Annotated in this window: 19 protein-coding genes; 11 read left to right on the forward strand and 8 right to left on the reverse strand. The window is 69.4% G+C overall.

All coding sequences use genetic code 11. The features are described 5' to 3' along the window. Window positions 1–51 precede the first annotated feature (51 nt). From IE302_RS40180 to IE302_RS40200, 5 genes are all read left to right on the forward strand, one after another. On the forward strand, window positions 52–603 hold the full coding sequence (locus IE302_RS40180; RefSeq protein WP_191259705.1) for a hypothetical protein: 552 nt from the start codon (window positions 52–54) through the stop codon (window positions 601–603). Then, window positions 600–1,700 (forward strand): peptidoglycan-binding protein, encoded by a 1,101-nt coding sequence (locus tag IE302_RS40185; protein ID WP_191259706.1) that lies wholly within the window; start codon window positions 600–602, stop codon window positions 1,698–1,700. The genes IE302_RS40180 and IE302_RS40185 overlap by 4 nt, the downstream gene beginning before the upstream one ends. Next, complete coding sequence (locus IE302_RS40190) at window positions 1,697–2,383, forward strand: ABC transporter ATP-binding protein (RefSeq protein WP_191259707.1); 687 nt, start codon at window positions 1,697–1,699, stop codon at window positions 2,381–2,383. The genes IE302_RS40185 and IE302_RS40190 overlap by 4 nt, the downstream gene beginning before the upstream one ends. Beyond that, window positions 2,380–3,600: an ABC transporter permease gene (locus IE302_RS40195; protein ID WP_191259708.1), complete on the forward strand. Its 1,221-nt coding sequence runs from the start codon at window positions 2,380–2,382 to the stop codon at window positions 3,598–3,600. Before IE302_RS40190 ends, IE302_RS40195 begins: the two co-directional genes overlap by 4 nt. Before the next feature lie 92 nt (window positions 3,601–3,692). Then, entirely contained in the window at window positions 3,693–4,892 is a 1,200-nt protein-coding gene (locus IE302_RS40200) for a glycosyltransferase 87 family protein (protein ID WP_191259709.1), read from the forward strand. A 1-nt stretch (window position 4,893) separates the two neighbouring features. Here IE302_RS40200 and serC read toward each other — a convergent pair whose 3' ends face one another. Next, window positions 4,894–6,021, reverse strand: coding sequence for a phosphoserine transaminase (gene serC, locus IE302_RS40205; protein WP_191259710.1), 1,128 nt, complete (start codon window positions 6,019–6,021; stop codon window positions 4,894–4,896). Window positions 6,022–6,136: 115 nt separating this feature from the next. Between serC and IE302_RS40210 the strand changes: the two genes are divergently transcribed. Both IE302_RS40210 and IE302_RS40215 read left to right on the forward strand, forming a co-directional pair. Next, on the forward strand, window positions 6,137–6,454 hold the full coding sequence (locus IE302_RS40210) for a hypothetical protein (protein ID WP_191259711.1): 318 nt from the start codon (window positions 6,137–6,139) through the stop codon (window positions 6,452–6,454). Continuing rightward, window positions 6,454–6,963, forward strand: coding sequence for a hypothetical protein (locus IE302_RS40215; protein WP_191259712.1), 510 nt, complete (start codon window positions 6,454–6,456; stop codon window positions 6,961–6,963). Before IE302_RS40210 ends, IE302_RS40215 begins: the two co-directional genes overlap by 1 nt. Here IE302_RS40215 and IE302_RS40220 read toward each other — a convergent pair. The 6 genes from IE302_RS40220 to IE302_RS40245 all read right to left on the reverse strand — a co-directional run bounded on the left by IE302_RS40220 (window position 6,960) and on the right by IE302_RS40245 (window position 12,514). Beyond that, window positions 6,960–8,306 (reverse strand): serine hydrolase domain-containing protein, encoded by a 1,347-nt coding sequence (locus tag IE302_RS40220; RefSeq protein ID WP_191259713.1) that lies wholly within the window; start codon window positions 8,304–8,306, stop codon window positions 6,960–6,962. The two genes, IE302_RS40215 and IE302_RS40220, sit on opposite strands and share 4 nt — an antisense overlap. A gap of 14 nt (window positions 8,307–8,320) precedes the next feature. Continuing rightward, a complete protein-coding gene (locus IE302_RS40225) occupies window positions 8,321–8,941 on the reverse strand; it encodes a response regulator (protein ID WP_191259714.1) in 621 nt (206 codons plus the stop codon). Further along, complete coding sequence (locus tag IE302_RS40230; protein ID WP_191259715.1) at window positions 8,938–10,098, reverse strand: sensor histidine kinase; 1,161 nt, start codon at window positions 10,096–10,098, stop codon at window positions 8,938–8,940. The genes IE302_RS40225 and IE302_RS40230 overlap by 4 nt, the downstream gene beginning before the upstream one ends. After that, the gene (locus IE302_RS40235) at window positions 10,095–10,919 is read right to left on the reverse strand and encodes an ABC transporter permease (protein WP_373308088.1); all 825 of its coding nucleotides are present in this window, start codon (window positions 10,917–10,919) and stop codon (window positions 10,095–10,097) included. Before IE302_RS40235 ends, IE302_RS40230 begins: the two co-directional genes overlap by 4 nt. A 5-nt stretch (window positions 10,920–10,924) precedes the next feature. Continuing rightward, window positions 10,925–11,764: an ABC transporter ATP-binding protein gene (locus tag IE302_RS40240; RefSeq protein ID WP_229908280.1), complete on the reverse strand. Its 840-nt coding sequence runs from the start codon at window positions 11,762–11,764 to the stop codon at window positions 10,925–10,927. 150 nt (window positions 11,765–11,914) lie between these two features. Further along, window positions 11,915–12,514 (reverse strand): TetR/AcrR family transcriptional regulator, encoded by a 600-nt coding sequence (locus tag IE302_RS40245; protein ID WP_191259717.1) that lies wholly within the window; start codon window positions 12,512–12,514, stop codon window positions 11,915–11,917. Between the two features lie 73 nt (window positions 12,515–12,587). Here IE302_RS40245 and IE302_RS40250 point away from each other — a divergent pair, with 73 nt between their 5' ends. The 3 genes from IE302_RS40250 to IE302_RS40260 are packed head-to-tail and all read left to right on the forward strand — an operon-like array spanning window position 12,588 to window position 16,429. Continuing rightward, entirely contained in the window at window positions 12,588–14,087 is a 1,500-nt protein-coding gene (locus IE302_RS40250) for an MFS transporter (protein ID WP_191259718.1), read from the forward strand. Between the two features lie 36 nt (window positions 14,088–14,123). Next, entirely contained in the window at window positions 14,124–15,815 is a 1,692-nt protein-coding gene (locus IE302_RS40255; protein ID WP_191259719.1) for an SDR family oxidoreductase, read from the forward strand. Between the two features lie 23 nt (window positions 15,816–15,838). Further along, complete coding sequence (locus tag IE302_RS40260) at window positions 15,839–16,429, forward strand: TetR/AcrR family transcriptional regulator (protein WP_191259720.1); 591 nt, start codon at window positions 15,839–15,841, stop codon at window positions 16,427–16,429. A 53-nt stretch (window positions 16,430–16,482) separates the two neighbouring features. Here the strand turns inward: IE302_RS40260 and IE302_RS40265 are convergent, their stop codons facing one another. After that, on the reverse strand, window positions 16,483–17,634 hold the full coding sequence (locus IE302_RS40265) for a citrate synthase 2 (protein WP_191259721.1): 1,152 nt from the start codon (window positions 17,632–17,634) through the stop codon (window positions 16,483–16,485). Window positions 17,635–17,926: 292 nt separating this feature from the next. On the opposite strand from IE302_RS40265, the gene IE302_RS40270 reads away from it, so the two are divergent. Continuing rightward, on the forward strand, window positions 17,927–18,229 hold the full coding sequence (locus tag IE302_RS40270; protein WP_191259722.1) for an urease subunit gamma: 303 nt from the start codon (window positions 17,927–17,929) through the stop codon (window positions 18,227–18,229). The last annotated feature ends 10 nt before the right edge of the window (window positions 18,230–18,239 follow it).

Here is an 18,239-nt window from a genome sequence, read left to right on the forward strand (position 1 = left end):
AATCGCCGTCTCCGTAGAAATCGGGTCGCCAAGACGACCGAAGGAGCAGCGATGCGGAAACGACCGATGGCGGCACTGATCGCCGGAGCGGTCTTCGCGCTGGTGGCCGGCTGCGGCGGTGGCGGGGACGGCGGCGACAAGGTCGCCTCGATCTCGTCGCCGCCGAGCGCCGGAGCCGGTGACGGGCAGCAGGCCGACAACGTGTCCGACGAGGACAAGAGGCGCAATTTCGCGAAGTGCATGCGCGAGCACGGCGTCAACATGCCGGAGCCCAAGAGGGACGCCAACGGCCAGGACACGGTCACCTTCGAGGCGGCCGACATGCCCGACGAGAACAAGATGAAGGCCGCGGACGAGGCGTGCCGCAAGCTACTGCCGAACGGCGGCGAGATCAAGCCGCCCACGCCGGAAGAGCTCGACAAGATGCGCAAGGAAGCGAAGTGCATGCGCGACCACGGCATCGACTTCCCGGACCCCGAGCCCGGGGGCAAGGGCGGTGTGGCCATCCCGCTGGGTGACGCGGGCGGTGACCCGAAGAAGTTCGAAGAAGCGGCGAAGGCCTGCGGTCTCGGCATGAGCATGAGGGCGGCCCCGGCGAAATGAGCGAACACGAAGGACCCGGCGGCGCTCGGCGTTCGCGCCGGGCGCGCTGGTTCATCATCGCGGCGGTCCTCGTCGTCGTGGTCGGGACGATGTCGGTGGTCGTGCTGACCAGGGTCACGTCCGAGGCCCAGCAGGTCGGGCAGGCGCCGCCGCCGGTCGAAACCGCGAAGGTGGAGAAGACCGACCTGCAGGAGGAAGAGGAAGCGAACGGAAAGCTCGGCTACGGCGAGGAAAGCTCCCTCGCCGGCCGGAAACAGGGCACCATCACGTCCCTTCCGGACGCGGGCGCCGTGCTCACCCGCGGCAAAGCGGTGTACGGCGTCGACGCCAAACCGGTCCCGCTGTTCTACGGCACGCTGCCGTTCTTCCGTGACCTCGCGGACGGGGCCACGGACGGTCCGGACGTCAAGCAGCTGGAAGAGAACCTGAAGGCGCTCGGTTTCGGCGGTTTCGGCACACCCGACAAGAAGTTCACCTCGGCCACCGCCGCCGCGATCAAGAAGTGGCAGAAGTCGCTGGGCGTCGAGCAGACCGGCGCCTTCGGGCAGGGCGACGTCGTCCTCGCCGCGGGCGAGATCCGGGTTTCGCAGCTCGCCGCGCAGCTCGGCGGCCCCGGCGGCGGCGAACTGCTGAAGTACACCGGCACCGAGAGGATCGTCGAGGTCAAGCTCGACGCCGCCAAGCAGGCCATCGCCAAGGAGGGCGACAAGGTCGGCGTCGACATCACCGGCGGCAAGACGACGAACGGCGTGATCACCGAGGTCGGCAAGGTCGCGGAGAACGGCAAGGACGGCGCCGGGCAGGACGACGGCAAGCCGAAGATCAAGGTCAAGATCAAGCTGGACGATCCGGCCGCGGCGGGTTCGCTCGATTCGACGCCGGTCTCGGTGCGGTTCACCAAGGAGGTCCACAGTGGAGTGCTGGCGGTCCCGGTCGGCGCGCTGCTCGCGCTCGCCGAGGGCGGCTACGCCGTCGAGGTCGACGAAGGCGGCAAACGGCGGCTCGTCGCGGTGAAGACCGGCCTGTTCAGCAATGGCCGCGTCGAGATCACCGGCACCGGCCTCGCCGCCGGGATGCGCGTGGTGACGACGTCATGACCCCGGTGCTGGCCGTGCGCGACGCCTCGCGCACCTATCCCGGCGGCGTGCGCGCCCTGCACGAGGTGAGCCTGTCCATCGAGGACAGGGAGATGGTCGCCATCCTCGGGCCGTCCGGCTCGGGGAAGTCGACGCTCCTGCAGCTGATGGGCACGCTCGACCGGCCGACCAGCGGCGTCATCGAACTGCGCGGGCACGACGTCGCGAAACTGCCCGACCGCAAGCTTTCCGCGTTGCGGTCGCGGTGGATCGGCTTCGTGTTCCAGCAGTTCTTCCTCAGCGAGGGGGTGAGCGCGGTCGACAACGTCGCGACGGGGCTGCTGTACGCGGGGGTGCCGCGGCGGAAACGTCACGAGCGGGCGTTGGCGGCGCTGGACCGGGTCGGGCTCGCGCACCGTGCGGGACATTTCCCGAACGAGCTCTCCGGCGGGGAACGGCAGCGGGTGGCGATCGCGCGGGCGGTCGTCAACTCGCCGTCGATCCTGCTGGCCGACGAGCCGACCGGGAACCTCGACACGGGCAACGGCGCGGCGATCCTCAACCTGCTCGCCACGTTGAGCTCGCAGGGGACGACGGTCGTGATCATCACGCACGACCGGGAGATCGCGGCGGGCATCCCGCGGCGGATCGAGTTGCGGGACGGCCGGATCCGGCTCGACACCGGGACGGGGGTGCTGGTGTGAGCGCACCCGTGCTCGACAAGGTGCCGACGCCGAATCCGGCCCGGCTCGGCCCGCGTGACGTGCTGAACCTCGGCGCGCACGGGATGCGGACGCGGCCGATGCGCGCGGTGCTGTCCGCGCTCGGCATCGGGATCGGGATCGCCGCGATGGTGGCGGTACTCGCGATCCCGGCGTCGGGCGCGAAGGCGCTGCAGGACCAGCTGGCCGCACTCGGCACCAACCTGCTTTCGGCGGGTCCGGGCAAGACGATGTTCGGCGGCGACGCGACCCTGCCCGACAGCGCGGTGCCGATGGCGAAGCGGATCGCCCCGGTGACGGCGGCGTCCGCGATCGGCGGCACCAGCGCGTCCGTCCGGCGGACGGACAAGATCGACAAGGACGAGACGTCCGGGTTGTCCGTCTTCGCGGCGACCCCGGATCTCCTCGGCGTCATCGGCGGCTCCGTCCGTGACGGGCAGTTCCTCCGGGACGCGACCCGTGACTACCCGGTCGTCGTGCTGGGTTCGGTCGCGGCCGCGCGGCTCGGGATCGACCACGTCGACCAGGCCGACCCGCCGCGGGTGTTCATCGACGGGAAATGGTTCACCGTGGGCGGGATCCTCGGGCCGACGCCGCTGGCGCCCGAGATCGAGCGGTCGGCGCTGGTCGGCTGGGACGCGGCGAAGCGGCTCCTCGGCTTCAAAGGGCATCCGACCAACGTGTACGTCCGGGCGAAGGACGCGCAGGTCGAGAACGTCCGTTCGGTGCTCGCGCACACGATGAACCCGGAGGCGCCGAACGAGGTCGAGGTGCGTCGTCCGTCGGAGGCCCTGGAGGCGCAGAAGCTGACGGAAAACACCTACAGTGCGCTGTTCCTCGGGCTCGGCGGGGTGGCGTTGCTGGTCGGCGGTGTCGGGGTGGCCAACACGATGGTGATCTCGGTGCTGGAGCGGCGCCGGGAGATCGGCCTGCGCCGTGCGCTCGGCGCGACGAAACGGCAGGTGAGAGGCCAGTTCTTGGCCGAGTCGGTGCTGTTGTCCGGGCTCGGCGGGGTCGCCGGGGTGCTGGTCGGCGTCCTCGTGACATCCGGGTACGCGCTGAGTCAGGGCTGGCCCGCGGTGCTACCCGTCGGTGCCCTGCTCGGCGGGGTCGGCGTCTCGGCCTTGGTCGGTGCCGTCGCCGGCGCCTATCCGGCGATGCGCGCGGCCCGGCTCCCGCCGACCCAGGCCCTCGCCTAGCTCGCGTTTCGTCCTCTGGATGCGGTGGTTGGCACTACCAACTACCGCATCCAGAGGACGAACTGCGTGGTGGCGGTGGGTAATCTCGCCGGGTGCTGGTGGGATTGTCGGGGCGGAAACTCGCGGGGGCGCTGATCGCGCTGGAAGTCGTCGTGGTCGGCGTGCTCTTCACCATGAAGGTGTTCGACGGCCAGGACCTCGAGGTCTACGTCGGCGGCTCCCGGCTGCTCCTCGGCTCGGGCGACCTGTACGGCACGTGGGTCCAGACGCACGGCGGCTGGCTGCCGTTCACCTACACACCGTTCGCGGCGGCGGTGTTCGTGCCCGGCACGCTGCTGTCGACGGCGGTCGCGACGCGGCTGGTCGGGCTCGCGTCGATCATCGCGGGCGGGATCGTCGTGTACCTCTTCGTCGCGACGCTCAACGGTTCGCTCGCTGACCGCGCCGATGTCCGCGGCCGCGCCATCGCCGTCCTGGCGGCGATCGGGGCGCAGGCCGCCGGCGGGATCATGGAACCGGTCCGGTCGACGCTCGGCTTCGGCCAGATCAACACCCTGCTGATGCTGATGGTCGTCGCCGACGCCCTCCTGCCGGGCCGCGCCCGCACCAAGGGACTGCTGATCGGCGTAGCCGCGGCGATCAAGCTGACCCCGGCCTTCTTCATCCTGTTCTTCTTGTTCCGCAAGGACTTCCGCTCCGCCGCCCGGGTCGTCGCGGGGTTCCTGGGCGCGGGCCTGCTGATGTTCCTGGCCGCGCCCGGAGCGTCGGCGAAGTTCTGGACGAACGTCCTCTTCGACACCAGCCGTATCGGCGATCGCGGCTACGTCGGCAACCAGTCGCTGCGCGGGATGCTGGCGCGGTTCGGGTTCGGTTCGGCCGAGGAGATCGTCTGGATGCTGGCCGCGGTCGTGGTGGTCGCGCTGACCGCGTTCGTGATCGTGCGCGTCGCGGAACCGGTGTTCGCGCTGACCGCCTGTGCCGTCGGCGGCCTGCTGGTCTCGCCGGTGACCTGGACGCATCACTGGATCTGGTGCGTGCCGATCCTCGTGCTGCTGGTGTGGCTGTGGTCGGTGGTTTCCTCCGCGCTCGCGGTGGTGACGGCGGCGCTGTTCGTGGTCGCGCCGATGTGGCTCGCGCCGCGGCCCGCCGGGAGCTTCGGCTGGTGGCTGGCGACGGAATCCTTTGTCCTGTACGGCCTGCTGCTCTTGGTGCTGGCCGCTGTCTTCTCCAAGTACGTGAAGGCCCCCTTCATTGCGTCTAGCGCAATGAAGGGGGCCTTCACGGAAAGCTAGCTCAGCCCAGGCGCTCGACGACGTACTCGATGCTCTGGGTCAGCTTCGTGATGTCGTCCGGGTCGATGGCCGGGAACAGGCCGACGCGCAGCTGGTTGCGGCCGAGCTTCCGGTACGGCTCGGTGTCGACGATCCCGTTGGCGCGCAGCACCTTCGCCACCGCGGCGGCGTCCACCTCGTCGGCGAAGTCGATGGTGCCGACGACCTGCGAACGCAGCGACGGGTCGCTGACGAACGGCGTCGTGTACGAGGTCTTCTCGGCCCATTCGTACAGCCGGGTCGACGAGTCGCGGGTGCGCGCGGTCGTCCACTCGAGACCACCGTTCGAGTTCATCCACTCGATCTGGTCCGCCAGCAGGAACAGCGTCGACACCGCCGGGGTGTTGTACGTCTGGTCCTTGCGGGAGTTGTCGAGCGCCGTGGTCAGCGACAGGAACTCGGGGATCCAGCGGTCGCTCGCGCCGATCTCGCCGATGCGCTCGACCGCGGCGGGCGAGGCCAGCGCGATCCAGAGGCCGCCGTCGGAGGCGAAGGACTTCTGGGGCGCGAAGTAGTAGACGTCGAAGTCCTCGGCCTTGACCGGCAGGCCGCCCGCGCCGGAGGTGGCGTCGATGGCGACGAGCGCGCCGTCGCTGCCTTCGGGGCGGCGGACCGGCACCGCGACACCGGTCGAGGTCTCGTTGTGCGCCCAGCCGACCAGGTCGGCACCGGCTTCGTAGGCGATCTCGGGCGCGCTGCCCGGGTCGGCCTTGACGACGATCGGATCGGCGAGGAACGGGGCGCCCTTGGTCACCGTGGCGAACTTCGAAGAGAACTCGCCGTAGGTGAAGTGCTGCGAGCGTTCCCGCACGAGCCCGAACGCGGCGGCGTCCCAGAATGCGGTCGTCCCGCCGTTGCCGAGGACCACTTCGTAGCCTTCGGGCAGGGAGAACAATTCGGACAGACCCGCACGCACGCGGCCGACGAGGGACTTCACCGGCTTCTGACGGTGCGAGGTGCCGAGGTAGGTGGCACCGGATTTCGCCAGGTTGGCGAGCTGTTCGTCACGGACCTTGGACGGTCCGCAGCCGAAGCGGCCATCGGCAGGCTTCAGGTCCGCGGGGAGGGTCAACTCAGGTGCGTCGGTCATATGCCCAGTCTCTCAGGTCGGGATGACCCTGCTGACAGTCGGTGCCGAGTGTCCGCTATATGGGAATCGGGATCACGCTCCCGCTCCCGCCGACCGGCGGGTAGCTTCTCGCGTCATGGCGACAGTGCACGAGCGATTCCCCCTGCCCCCCGACGCGTTGTGGCAGGCCCTCCCGAACGGGGTCACGGCGGTCAAGGGGAAGAACCCCTTCTACGACGCGGCCGCGGGCTACGTCACCTTCTCCACCAGCATGGGCCTCTTCAGTTACGGGCAGACGGTCACGGTGAAGGTCGAGCGGACGCCGGAGGGCTCGGGGCTGGCGATCCAGACCAGCCTGAAGTTCGGGTTCGTCGACTGGGGCGAGGGCAAGCGCATCGCCCGCAAGTTCATCGCCGCGGTGGGTACGGCCGTCGGGCACACCCCGGCTGCTTGATGCCCGATCCGTGGAGACCCAGATGGGGTTTCCTGTTCCTGTACTTCCTCGTGTTCGTGATCCACTGGGTCTTCGGCGAGTGGGACGAGACGGCGGCGATCGGCGCGCCGATCGGTTTCGTGGCGACGCTCGTGCTCGTGTTCGTTCCCGGCCTGCCGCGCTGGGTGCACGGAGACGGCCCGGACGAGATCTCCTCACCGAAGACCCGTCAGTGGTGGGCGGCGCTGCGGTTCACGATCCGGCGCCGTGAAGGTGTCCTCGATGTCGTGTTCGGCCCCTGGGCACTGGCCACCGCCACGCTGGATCCGGACGCGGACACCGCGCGCGGGTGGGCCGTCCTCGACGGCCGCCCGGCGAAGTTCGTCATCGAGCGATGCCCCGGCGAACTCGCCGAGTCACTGCGCGGCCCGCGTCGGATGTGGGTCGTCGGTGACCCCGACTACAGCGACGTCCTGGTGTGCGCCGACGGCGGCCGCGAGTTCACGACCGCCGCCTTCCGTTTCCGCTAGCGCCAGCCGTCGGGGTCGACGCCGCCCGGGATGGGCGCGGCCGGGTCGAACGGCGTCCGCGAGAAGATGAACGTCGCGAGGTCGAGGTGGTTCGGCCTCCCCGCCGAGTCCCGCCCGACCCGCAGCGTTTCGCCCGCGTAGTAGGCGTCGAGGCCGACCCAGGTGTCCTCGCCGACCGGCGCGAACCGCGACGCGCGGCCGGGGCCGTCGGACGGCGCGAGCGAGAACAGGCCGTCCGGGAGCAGCCGCAGGTGATACGGCGTCGGGCCCCAGTGCCACAACCCGGTCAGCTCCAGCAGCTTCGGGTCCACAGTGGACGGAACCCATTCCTCGGGCATCGACGGCTCGTGCTGTTCGGTCAGGTTCATCAGGTCGAGGCACAGCTGCGTGATGCCGACGCCCGCCGTGGAGTTCGTCAGCACGAGCGCGCCGATGCCGGCGTTCGCGTCGACCAGGGAGCAGGCGAGGAAGCCCGGCATCGACCCGGTGTGCCCGGCCAGCCGCCTGCCCTCCGTGCGGACCAGCATGACGCCGAGGCCGAAGCCGGTGGTCCAGGCGTCGCCGTCGTCCACGGTGACCATCTCACGCATCTCCGCGACGGTCTGCTCGCTCAGCACGCCGCCGGTGTGGCCGCCGAGGAACGCCGTCCAGCGGGCGAGGTCGGTGATCGTCGACCACAGCTGCCCGGCGGGCGCCATCGCGCCCGCGTCCGGCGACGGCTCCGGCATGAGGAGGTCGGCGAAGGGGTGCACGGCGAACCCGTTCGCGTGCGCGCCTTCCGGATGCGGCGAGGTCCGGGTCATGCCGAGCGGGCCGAGGATCTCGGCGCGGACGACGTCGAGCCACGACTGCCCGCGGTGGCGGGCGACCAGTTCGCCGAGCACGCCGTAACCGACGTTGCTGTAGTGGAACTTGCTGCCCGGCCGCAGCCGCGTCGCGCCGTCCTTGAGGCTCTCGACGAGCGCGTCCCAGTCGGCGCCCACCGTGCGCTCCCACCAAGAGCCGGGCGATTCCGCGGTCAGGCCCGAGGTGTGGGAGAGCAGCTGCGCGATGGTGGCCGAGCCGAACGCGGTGCCCGGCAGGTGCTGTTCGAGCGGGTCGTTGAGGTCGAGCTTGCCCTCGTCGCGCAGGCGCATGACGGCCGTCGCGACGAGTGTCTTGGTGATCGACCCGAGCCGGTACTGCGTGTCGGCGCCCGGTGTCGCGCCGTCGACGCGGCCGCGCCCTCCGGACCAGACGAGTTCTCCGTCGCGGACGACGGCGGCGACGATGGACGGGGCGCGGCACGAGGATTGCTCGTGCGCGAGGCGGCGAAGCAGCGCCATTTCGGTCGTGGCAAGCATGGGACGCATTCTGCCTACCCGAGCAGGCCCAGTCGCATAGCGGTGGTCACAGCCGCCGTGCGGTCCGAAACGTCCAATTTACCGAACGTCCTGAGCAGGTGGGTCTTGACCGTCGCCTCGCTGATGTGGAGCGTCCGCCCGATGTCGGCGTTCGTGCTTCCCCGCGCCACCAGCCGGAGCACCTCGATCTCGCGCGCCGACAACGGCGACGCCGTCGGGTTGCGCACCCGGTTCACCAGCTTCCCGGCGACCGAAGGCGCCAAGACCGTCTCGCCGCGTGACGCCGCCCTGATCGCCCCGGCCAGCTCCGTGCGCGAAGCGTCCTTCAGCAGGTAACCGGAGGCTCCCGCCTCGACGGCGCGCAGGATGTCCGCGTCCGTTTCGTAGGTGGTGAGCACGACGACCCGCTGGCCCGGCCGGTCGGCGAGGATCTTCCTGGTCGCGCCGACGCCGTCGAGGCCGGGCATCCGCAGGTCCATCAGGATCACGTCCGGCTGCTTGACCCGGCTCAGCGCCACGGCCTCGTCGCCGGAACCCGCTTCCCCGATGACGCTCAGATCCGGTTCGGCCTCCAGCATGCCGCGCAGGCCTTCCCGCACCACGGGGTGATCGTCGACCAGCATGATCGTGATCACGCGGGCACCTCCAGTTCCAGTGTCGTCCCCGCACCGGGTTCGCTCGTCAACGTCACGATGCCACCGACCTGATCCGCCCGCGTCCGCATCCCCGACAGGCCGAAACCGCCGGTGGGCGCGGCGGGATCGAATCCGGTGCCGTCGTCGGTCACGCCGAGCCGGACCCGGCCGTCCACAACGGACAGACGGAGCGAGACCCGGGTGGCGCGGGAATGCTTGCGGATGTTGCTCAGTGCCTCCTGCGCCCCGCGCAGCAGGACGACTTCGGTGGCCATCGGCAGTGCGGGCAGCGGGCCGCCGATCTCGACGTCCGCCTCGATCCCGGCTTCCTCGGTCAGTCGTTCGACCTGCCGCCGCAGGGCCTCTTCCAGGGAGCCGGAGGCGAGCGCCGACGGCCCCTGCGCCGCGACCATCGCCCGGGCCTCGGCCAGGTTCTCCCGCGCCGTCCGCGCGGCCAGGTCCAGGTGGCGCCGGGCCGCCGTCGGGTCGGTGTCCATTTCGGACTCGATGGCCTGGGTGAGGGTGACGATGCTGGTGAAGCCCTGCGCGAGCGTGTCGTGGATCTCGCGGGCCATCCGCTCGCGTTCGGCGGCCGTTCCCGCCTCCCTGGAGAGCCGGGAAACCTCCGCCTGACTGGCTTTCAGCTGCTCGATCAGCGCGGCCCGCGCCTTGCTCTGTTCGATGATCTGCGTGGTGTAGCGCCCGGCGAGCAGACTGAAGATGATCAGGATCGCCGTCATCGGCACCAGGATGCGCAGCGCGGGCTGATCGAGACCGCCGCGGACGATCGACGACAGCGGGCCGAGCAGGACCGCGATCGTGGTGAGGATCGACGCCGTCTTCGTCGGCAGCGTCATGTAGAGCACCGGGCAGGCGAAGAACAGGATGAAACTCGAGGTGGTGGTGGCGAAGATGGCCGCCGTCAGCAGGAGCATCAGAACGCCGACGAACAGCCACGGGGTGCCCTCGTAGTCCGGGCCTTTGATGAGGCCGCGGCCCCGGACCAGGTAGGTGACGCCGACGCCGACCAGGCACAGGATCGCGATCGTCTTGTCGGCGGCGGCGTCGTCCCCGATGAGGATCAGAGCCGTCGTGGCGGCGAAGGTGATCCCGAAGAGGACCTCCCAGAGCCAGAACAGCCGCTCCCAGGCGTTCACTTGCCTTCGTTCGACCAGCGGAACGTCAGCTTCGCCAGCAGCAGCCCCGCCACGCACCACGCCGTCAGCACCAGTGCCACCATCGGAAGTTCCCATGTCCCCGCCATTTCCTGTGTCGCCGCCTCGGCCGGCAGGAACACCGAGCGGAAGCCCTGGCAGATCCACTTCACCGGGAAGAAGGAGGCGATGGTGACCATAACCTTCGGCAGGTTGGTGATCGGCGTGACGAACACCCCGGAGATGAACTGCAGCGCGATGTAGATCAGGTTGGTCACCGCGACCGCGCCGCTGACCGACTTCGTCACCGAGCTGAGCGCGATGCCCAGGAGCGTGCAACTGGTGATGCCGAGCAGGAAGACCCATAGCGCGGTCAGCAGCTTCATCGGGTCGGTGGGCAGGTCGAGGTCGAACAGCAGGGTGCCGACGATCGACATCAGCACCACCTGGGCGATGCTGGTGAAACCGACCAGGATGATCTTGCCGATGAAGTAGGACGCGGCGGGCATCGGCGTGCCGCGCAGCCGTTTCAGCGCCCCCAGCTCACGATCGGACGACAGGTTGATCCCGATGCTGTTGAACGACGTCGAGACGATGCCGGAGCCGATCATGCCGGCGGCCAGCACCTGACCGGTGGTGATCGACATGCCCGGCATCGACGTGTTCAGCATCGAGCCGAGCAGGATCATCAGCAGGGACGGGAAGGCGAAGGTGAAGATCACCTGTTCCCGGATACGGAAGAACTGCTTGAGTTCGGCGGAGCCCCGGATGAGGCCCAGCGACAGGGTCCCGGGGAGTTTGCCCGGGTGGGTCAGCGTGGGCAGTGTGGTCATCGGGCTTCTCCGATCAGGTCGAGGTAGGTCTCTTCGAGGGTGGGCCGGTGGACGGTCAGCTCCGACGGTTCACGGCCGTCGGCGGAGAGCTCGCGGATGAGCTTGGCCGGGAAGTGCGTGCGTTCCTGGTGACCGCCGCGTTCGTCGGCCCAGCGGACGGTCGCCTCCGCGGTCGCCCGGCCGCCCAGCGTCTGCGGCGTCCCCTCGGCGACGATCGCGCCGCGCGTGATGACGGCGACGCGGTCCGCCAGCGCCTCGGCCTCGTCGAGGTAATGGGTGGTGAGCAGGATCGTGGTGCCTTCGTGGGCGAGACTCCGGATCAGCTCCCAGAACTGGCGCCGGGCCGCCGGGTCGAATCCGGTCGTGGGCTCGTCGAGGAAGACCAGCTCGGGCCGCCCGATGATCCCGAGCGCGACGTCCACGCGACGTCGTTGCCCGCCGGACAGGCTTTTGACGCGGGCGCCCGCCTTCTCGGTCAGGCCGACCTTCTCGATCACTTCTTCGGGGTCACGCGGATTCGGGTAGTAGCGGGCGTAGTGCCGGACGGTCTCGGCGACGGTGAGCTCGGCGGCGTCGTTGGCCGTCTGCAACACGATCCCCAGCCGCGCGCGCCAAGCCCGGCCCGCGGTCCCGGGGTCCTCGCCGAGGACGTCGACCTCGCCGGACGTCCGCTCGCGGTGGCCCTCCAGGATCTCGACCGTCGTCGTCTTGCCCGCGCCGTTGGGCCCGAGCAGCGCGAACACCTCGCCCTGGTCGATGTCGAGGTCGATGCCCCCGACGGCCGTGTGGCCCGGGTACTCCTTGCGCAGGCCGCGCACCTTCACCGCTGTTTTCATACGTCGATCGTGCTTCGGCGGGCCGGTGCCCCGGGACGTCCGCAGGACTGAACCCGGCTGTCAACCGATCGATGGACACCGGTGTCCCCTCCTCCCGCGTTTAGTCCTCTGGATGCGGTACCTGCACGCGCAACTACCGCATTCAGAGGACTAATTGCGGAGGGTGCGAGGGGTGAGCAGGGTGCGGACGGTGGTTTCGAGGGAGGGGAGCAGCGTGGCCGGGTCGGCCGAAGTGAGCATCCGGTTCGCGAAGCCGTCCGAAAGGGCGAGGACGGCGTCGGCCAGGTCGGAGGCCGTGAGGTCGTCGCGGACATCGCCCGCCGACTGCGCTTTCGCGATGTACTGAGCGGTGATCTCCGCGAGCTCGTCGTAGCCGGTGCGGATGAACTCGGCCCACGACGGCAGGACGGCGGCGCGGGCGGTGAAGGCGTTGATGACGATCACTTCCGCGCGACGCTGTTCGTCCAGCGGCATCGCCTCGACGAGCAGTCGCAGCAGCAGGTCCAGCAGGTTCCCGGACTGGTCGAGGGTGTTCCAGCGCTGCTCCAGGAACTCGCTCGTCATGTCGAGCGCGAAGCGGAACAGATCTTCCTTGGTCGAGAAGTACTTCTGCACCGCGCCGCCGGAGACGCCCGCTTCCGCGGCGACCGAGCGCACGCTGACGGCCTCGACGCCTTCGCGCGCGACGATGCGCAGGAGGGCGCCGGCGATCTCCCGGCGGCGTTCGGTCCGGTCCACGATCTTCGGCACGTTCGCATCCTAGGGACTTCTTGCCCGGCTGATCTCTTTAGAATACAGTCGTATCCGAAAAGGGGGTACTGGGGTGGACGAAGTCGCACAGAAAAAGCGGGCGGAGGAGAACCAGCTCGCCGCCGCGTTGACCAAGGGACCGGCGGAGGTCCTCGATTTCCTCCTGCCGTTGTGGGTGGGCAGCCAGCTCGGCGCGTCGGCCGCCGAGGTCGGGGCGCTGACCGCATTGGAGACGCTGGTGTCGTTCGTGGTCCGGCCGATCGCGGGCTCACTGGCGGATCGGTTCGACCGGGGCCGGATCGCGGCCGCCGGTGCGGTCCTCTATGGACTGTCCTTTGTGATCTATGCCGTGACGCCGGGGATCGGTGTCGCTTACCTGGCCGCGGTTCTCGGCGGCGCGGGTGGCGCGCTGTTCTGGGTCGCGTTGCGGGCCCGCGTGGGGGAGGGACTCGCGCGGGACGACGGCGCGTTCAGCAAGCTGTTCGCGGCCGAGGGCGGCGGCACATGGATCGCGTTCGTGGTCGCGCTGACCGCGATCTCCTGGATCGACTACCGGGGCGTGTTCTGGCTCGGTGCGGCGGCCTGCGTGGGGGCCGCGGTCGTCTTGCTGAGCGCGAAGCCCGCGCCGGTCCACGGGGAAGACGCGCCGCGGCTGCTGCAACTGGGCAAACGGATGCGCCCGATGCTCGCGCTCGTCGCGTTGACCGCGATGGCCGAGGCCGGGGTCGCCTTGCTGCTCCTGATGCACCTGCAACGCGGGCATCAGCTGGAACTCGGCGAGATCGCCGCGGTGTTCATCCCCGGTTTCATCGTGTACAGCCTGCTGCCGGACTACCTGCACGGTTTCGTTCGCAAGGTCGGCCGGACGCGGGTGCTCTCGCTGGCGATGGTGGCGAGCGCGGTCTTCGCCGCCGGTCTGTCGTTCGCGCCGGGCCCGGTGGTGCTCGCGGTCATGTGGGTCCTGTCGGCGGCGGCGTTCGCGGCGGCCATCCCGGTGGAGCAGGCGGTGGTCGCCGAGGCGGCCGGGCTGAGCCTCGGCCGGGCCATGGGGATCTACGAGAGCGCGACGCTACTCGGAGCGACGATCGGGACCTTCCTGGCGGGGCAGCTCTACGGCTCGGACGCCGGTTGGCGCGTCGCCTGCTTCGGCGCGGCGGCGCTCCTGATCTTCGGATCGTTCGTGGTTCGTGGCGCCGTACGGCGTGTCGGAGTTGCGGAGTTTCCCGTGGAACAAGTGAAAACGGCGTCACAGAAGGAAAAACCGGCTCCCCGCATGATCGAGGACAGTCCACAAGAGGCCGAATCGGTGACGGAAGGGGCGAACAAGCGGGCGAACCCGCTCCGGAACTGGACGGTCCATGTCGCGGTCTACGTCCTCGCGCAGGCGGCGCTGGCGATGGCCGGTCACAGCTGGCCGGTCGAAGCCTTGTTCGGCGGGGCGCACGAGGCCGGCTGGTATTGGAACTGGAGTGGTCACTGGCTGTTGAACCTCGGCCGGATCTGGACCTTCGTCCTCGTGATCGACACTGTGTGGACGCTCGGCCGCGAGCTGCTCAAGAAACGGCCTTATTGACATGTTGTCTAACATGACACTATGTCTCATACGTGGGTGACTGCCAGCGACGGTGTCCGCCTCTCGGTCCGGGTGACCGGTGTCGACGACGCGCCCACGGTGGTGCTCGTCCACGGTTACCCGGACAACGGCTCCATGTGGGACGGCGTCGCCGCCCTGCTGGAAAGCCGCTACCGGGTCGTCGTCTACGACGTCCGCGGCGCGGGCCGCTCGGACAAGCCTTCGGGACGCGGGTCCTACAAACTGGACCAGTTGTCCGACGACCTCGCCGCGGTCGTCGACGAGGTCCAGCCCGAGGGCAAGGTCCACCTGCTCGCGCACGACTGGGGCTCCATCCAGACCTGGCATTCGGTCACCGGCGACAGGCTGCGCGGACGGCTCGCGTCGTTCACGTCGATCTCCGGGCCGAGCCTCGATCACGCGGGCGCGTGGTTCCGCGCGCAGGTGCGCCCGAACCCGAAACGGCTCAAGAACGCGCTCGTCCAGTGGGCGCACTCGACGTACATCCTCGGCTTCCAGATCCCCCTGATCCCGCAGCTGCTGTGGCGCACCGGCGCCATGGGCGCGCTGATCGGCCGGATGGATCCGGCGGCCGCCGCGCCGTCCACTTCGGACGGCCTGTTCGGGCTCAACCTCTACCGCGCCAACATGTTCACCCGGCTCTCCCGGCCGAAGCCGCGCAACGCCGAAATCCCGGTCCAGGTGCTCGCGCCCACCGGCGACAAGTTCGTCACCACGCCGCTGCAGACCGAGATCGAGCGCTGGGCGCCGGACCTTCGCGTCCGCCGGATCGTCGGCACGCACTGGGTGGTCCGCGAGAAGCCGCGGGTGATCGCCGACGCCACGGCCGAGCTGATCGACCACGTCGAAGGCGGGGACGAGAGCCGCGCGCTCAAGCAGGCCCGCGAGGGCGGTTTCGCGCACAAGCTCGTCCTGATCACCGGCGCGGGCAGCGGGATCGGCCGCGCGACGGCGCTCGCGTTCGCGGACAGGGGCGCCGACCTCGTCATCACCGACATCAACGGCTCCGCCGCCGCGGACACCGCGAAACTCCTGCGGGACAAGGGTGCCACCGTCGGCGAGTACACAGTGGACTCTTCCGACGCGGAAGCGGTCGAGAAGTTCGCCCAGCAGGTCAAGGAAGAGTTCGGTGTCCCGGACATCGTCATCAACAACGCGGGGATCGGCCTGTCCGGCCCGTTCCTCGACACGACGGTCAAGGACTGGGAACGCCTCATCGACGTGAACCTGTGGGGCGTCATCCACGGCTGCCGCGTGTTCGCCGAGCAGATGCGCGAGCGAGCCGAAGGCGGCCAGATCGTCAACGTCGCCTCGGCCGCCGCGTACCTGCCGTCGAAGATCCTTTCCGCCTACGCCACCACGAAATCCGCCGTGCTGACCCTGAGCGTGTGCCTGCGGGCCGAGCTCGCCGCCGAGAACATCGGCGTGACCGCCATCTGCCCCGGCATCGTGAACACCAACATCACCAGCACCACCCGGTTCGTCGGCGTCGACGACGTCGAGCAGAAGCGGCGCCAGAAGTCGAGCAGCAAGCTGTACGCGAAACGCGGTTTCGGCCCGGAGAAGGTCGCGCGCGACATCCTGCGCGCGGTCGAGAAGGACAAGGCGATCCAGCCGTCGACCCCGGAGGCCAAGGCCGCGCTCGTCCTCTCCCGGCTCACCCCCGGACTGCTGCGGGCCGCGGCGAAGCTGGACGTCACCCCGTGACCTCCGCCAGACGTCCTCGCCGGATGTCGGCAAAGGCTCGCCGCGACGACCTGATCCGCGCCGCACTGGACCTGTTCGGCTCGCGCGCGCCCGAACTCGTCACCGTGGACGACATCATCGCGCGCGCCGAGGTTTCGCGGCCGCTGTTCTACCGGTACTTCTCGAGCCTGCGGGAACTGCAGGTCGAGGCGCTGAAGACGGTCACCGAAGGGCTCATCGACGGCCTCGCCGGGCTGGAGGAGGGCCCGCCCGAAACGCGGCTGCGGGCCGCCGTCCGCGGGCTGATCGACGTCGCCGACCACTACCGCGCGGGGTACGTGGCGCTGCTGCGCAGTGGTTCGGTGATCGCGACCTCGGAGACGGACGCGGCGATCGACGAGGTCCGCAACCGCGCCGTCGAGCTCATCCTCGGCGCGCTGGCGGTGCCGGAGCCCTCGCCGATGGTGCTGCTGACCTTGCGGTGCTGGACCGCGGTGGTCGAGGGCGCTCTGCTGAGCTGGTTGCAGGAGCGCGCTGTGCCGCGTGAGGTGCTCGACAGCTGGCTGGTCGACCAGCTGACGGCCATGCTCTCGGCTACCGCGACCCACGATTCTTCGGTCCCGCAGATGCAATGAAGGGGCCTTTCATAGCAAATTTTGCTATGAAAGGCCCCTTCATTGCACGCGCGCTACGCCTGCTTGGCGACCAGGTCCCAGCCTTCGACGTCCTCCGGCTTGCGCGGCTCCGGCCCGACGTACTTGGCCGAAGGACGCACGAGGCGCCCGGTCTTCTTCTGCTCCAGGATGTGCGCGGCCCAGCCGGCGGTGCGCGCCGAGCTGAACATCGCGGGCATCATGTGCGGCGGCACCTGGGCGAAGTCCAGGATCACGGCCGCCCAGAACTCGACGTTGGTCTCGATCGGGTGGTCCGGACGCCGCTCGCGCAGCTCCTTCAGGGCCACCTGCTCCAGCTCCGCGGCCGCCTCGTAGCGCGACGCGCCGAGCTCCTGGCAGGTGCGGCGCAGCACGCGCGCCCGCGGGTCCTCCGCGCGGTACACGCGGTGCCCGAAGCCCATCATCCGTTCCTTGCGGTCCAGGATGCCCTTGACCAGGCCGACCGCGTCACCGGTCTTCTCGACCTCTTCGATCATCGGCAGCACCCGCGCCGGCGCGCCGCCGTGCAGCGGGCCGGACATGGCGCCGATCGCGCCGGACAGCGCCGCGGCGACGTCGGCGCCGGTCGAGGCGATGACGCGGGCGGTGAAGGTCGAGGCGTTGAGACCGTGCTCGGCGGCCGAGACCCAGTAGGCGTCGATGGCCTTGACGTGAGCCGGGTCGGGCTCGCCGCGCCAGCGGACCATGAAGCGTTCGGTGATCGACTGCGCCTCGTCGACCCGGGTCTGGGGGACGGCGGGCTGTCCGATGCCGCGCGCGGACTGGGCGACATACGAAAGCGCCATCACCGAGGCGCGGGCCAGCTGGTCGCGGGCCTCTTCGTCGCTGATGTCGAGCAGCGGCCGGTAACCCCAGATGGGGGCGAGCATGGCCAGCGCGGCCTGGACGTCCACCCGGACGTCACCGGTGTGCACCGGCAGCGGGAACGGCTCGGCGGGCGGTAGCCCGTGACCGAACCGGCTGTCGACGAGAAGACCCCAGACGTCACCGAAGGTCACCTTGCCGGCGAGATCCTCGATGTCGACACCGCGATAGCGCAGCGCGCCACCGTCACGGTCGGGCTCGGCGATTTCGGTCTTGAAGGCGACGACACCTTCGAGACCGGGTCGGAAACCGTCGTCGACCTGGTCGGACGGTTGATTGGTGCTGATCGTGGAGGTACTCACTGTGGTGAAACCTTTCGATGCGCATTCCCCGGCTTTGTGTTTCACGCGTGGACGGGACATACGCGGCGAAGGCGCGCCTCATCGCACGGATGGACAAACTTTGCTCCACGTCGGGTCCAGGGGCAATCGAAAGATGTGGTGGTTTCGGTCACGATTACGAGAACGATTCAGTGAAAACGGCCTTCGTACGCGAAGAGTTACGGCGACGTTCACTTTGCGTGTACCGGTCGCCGAGGTAAATCCTGTGTTTCGAGAACCGGCGGTCCACGGATTCCGGTGATACACCTTTCTCATGCACCTGAGCCCCCAGGAGCGGGACAAACTGCTCATCCACGTCGCGGCGGACGTAGCTCGCAAACGCCTGGAACGCGGGGTCCTGCTGAACTACCCCGAAGCGGTCGCGCTGATCACCGATCACGTCCTCGAAGGCGCCCGTGACGGCCGGACGGTGAGCGAGCTCGTCGCGAGCGGGCGTTCGGTCCTCGGGCGGGCGCAGGTGCTGGACGGGATCCCGGAAATGGTCGATTCCGTGCAGGTCGAAGCCACTTTCCCGGACGGCACGAAGCTCGTCACCGTGCACGATCCGATCGTCTAGGAAGGGCCGC

The sequence above is a fragment of the Amycolatopsis oliviviridis genome (assembly GCF_014654365.1).
GTDB lineage: Bacteria > Actinomycetota > Actinomycetes > Mycobacteriales > Pseudonocardiaceae > Amycolatopsis > Amycolatopsis oliviviridis.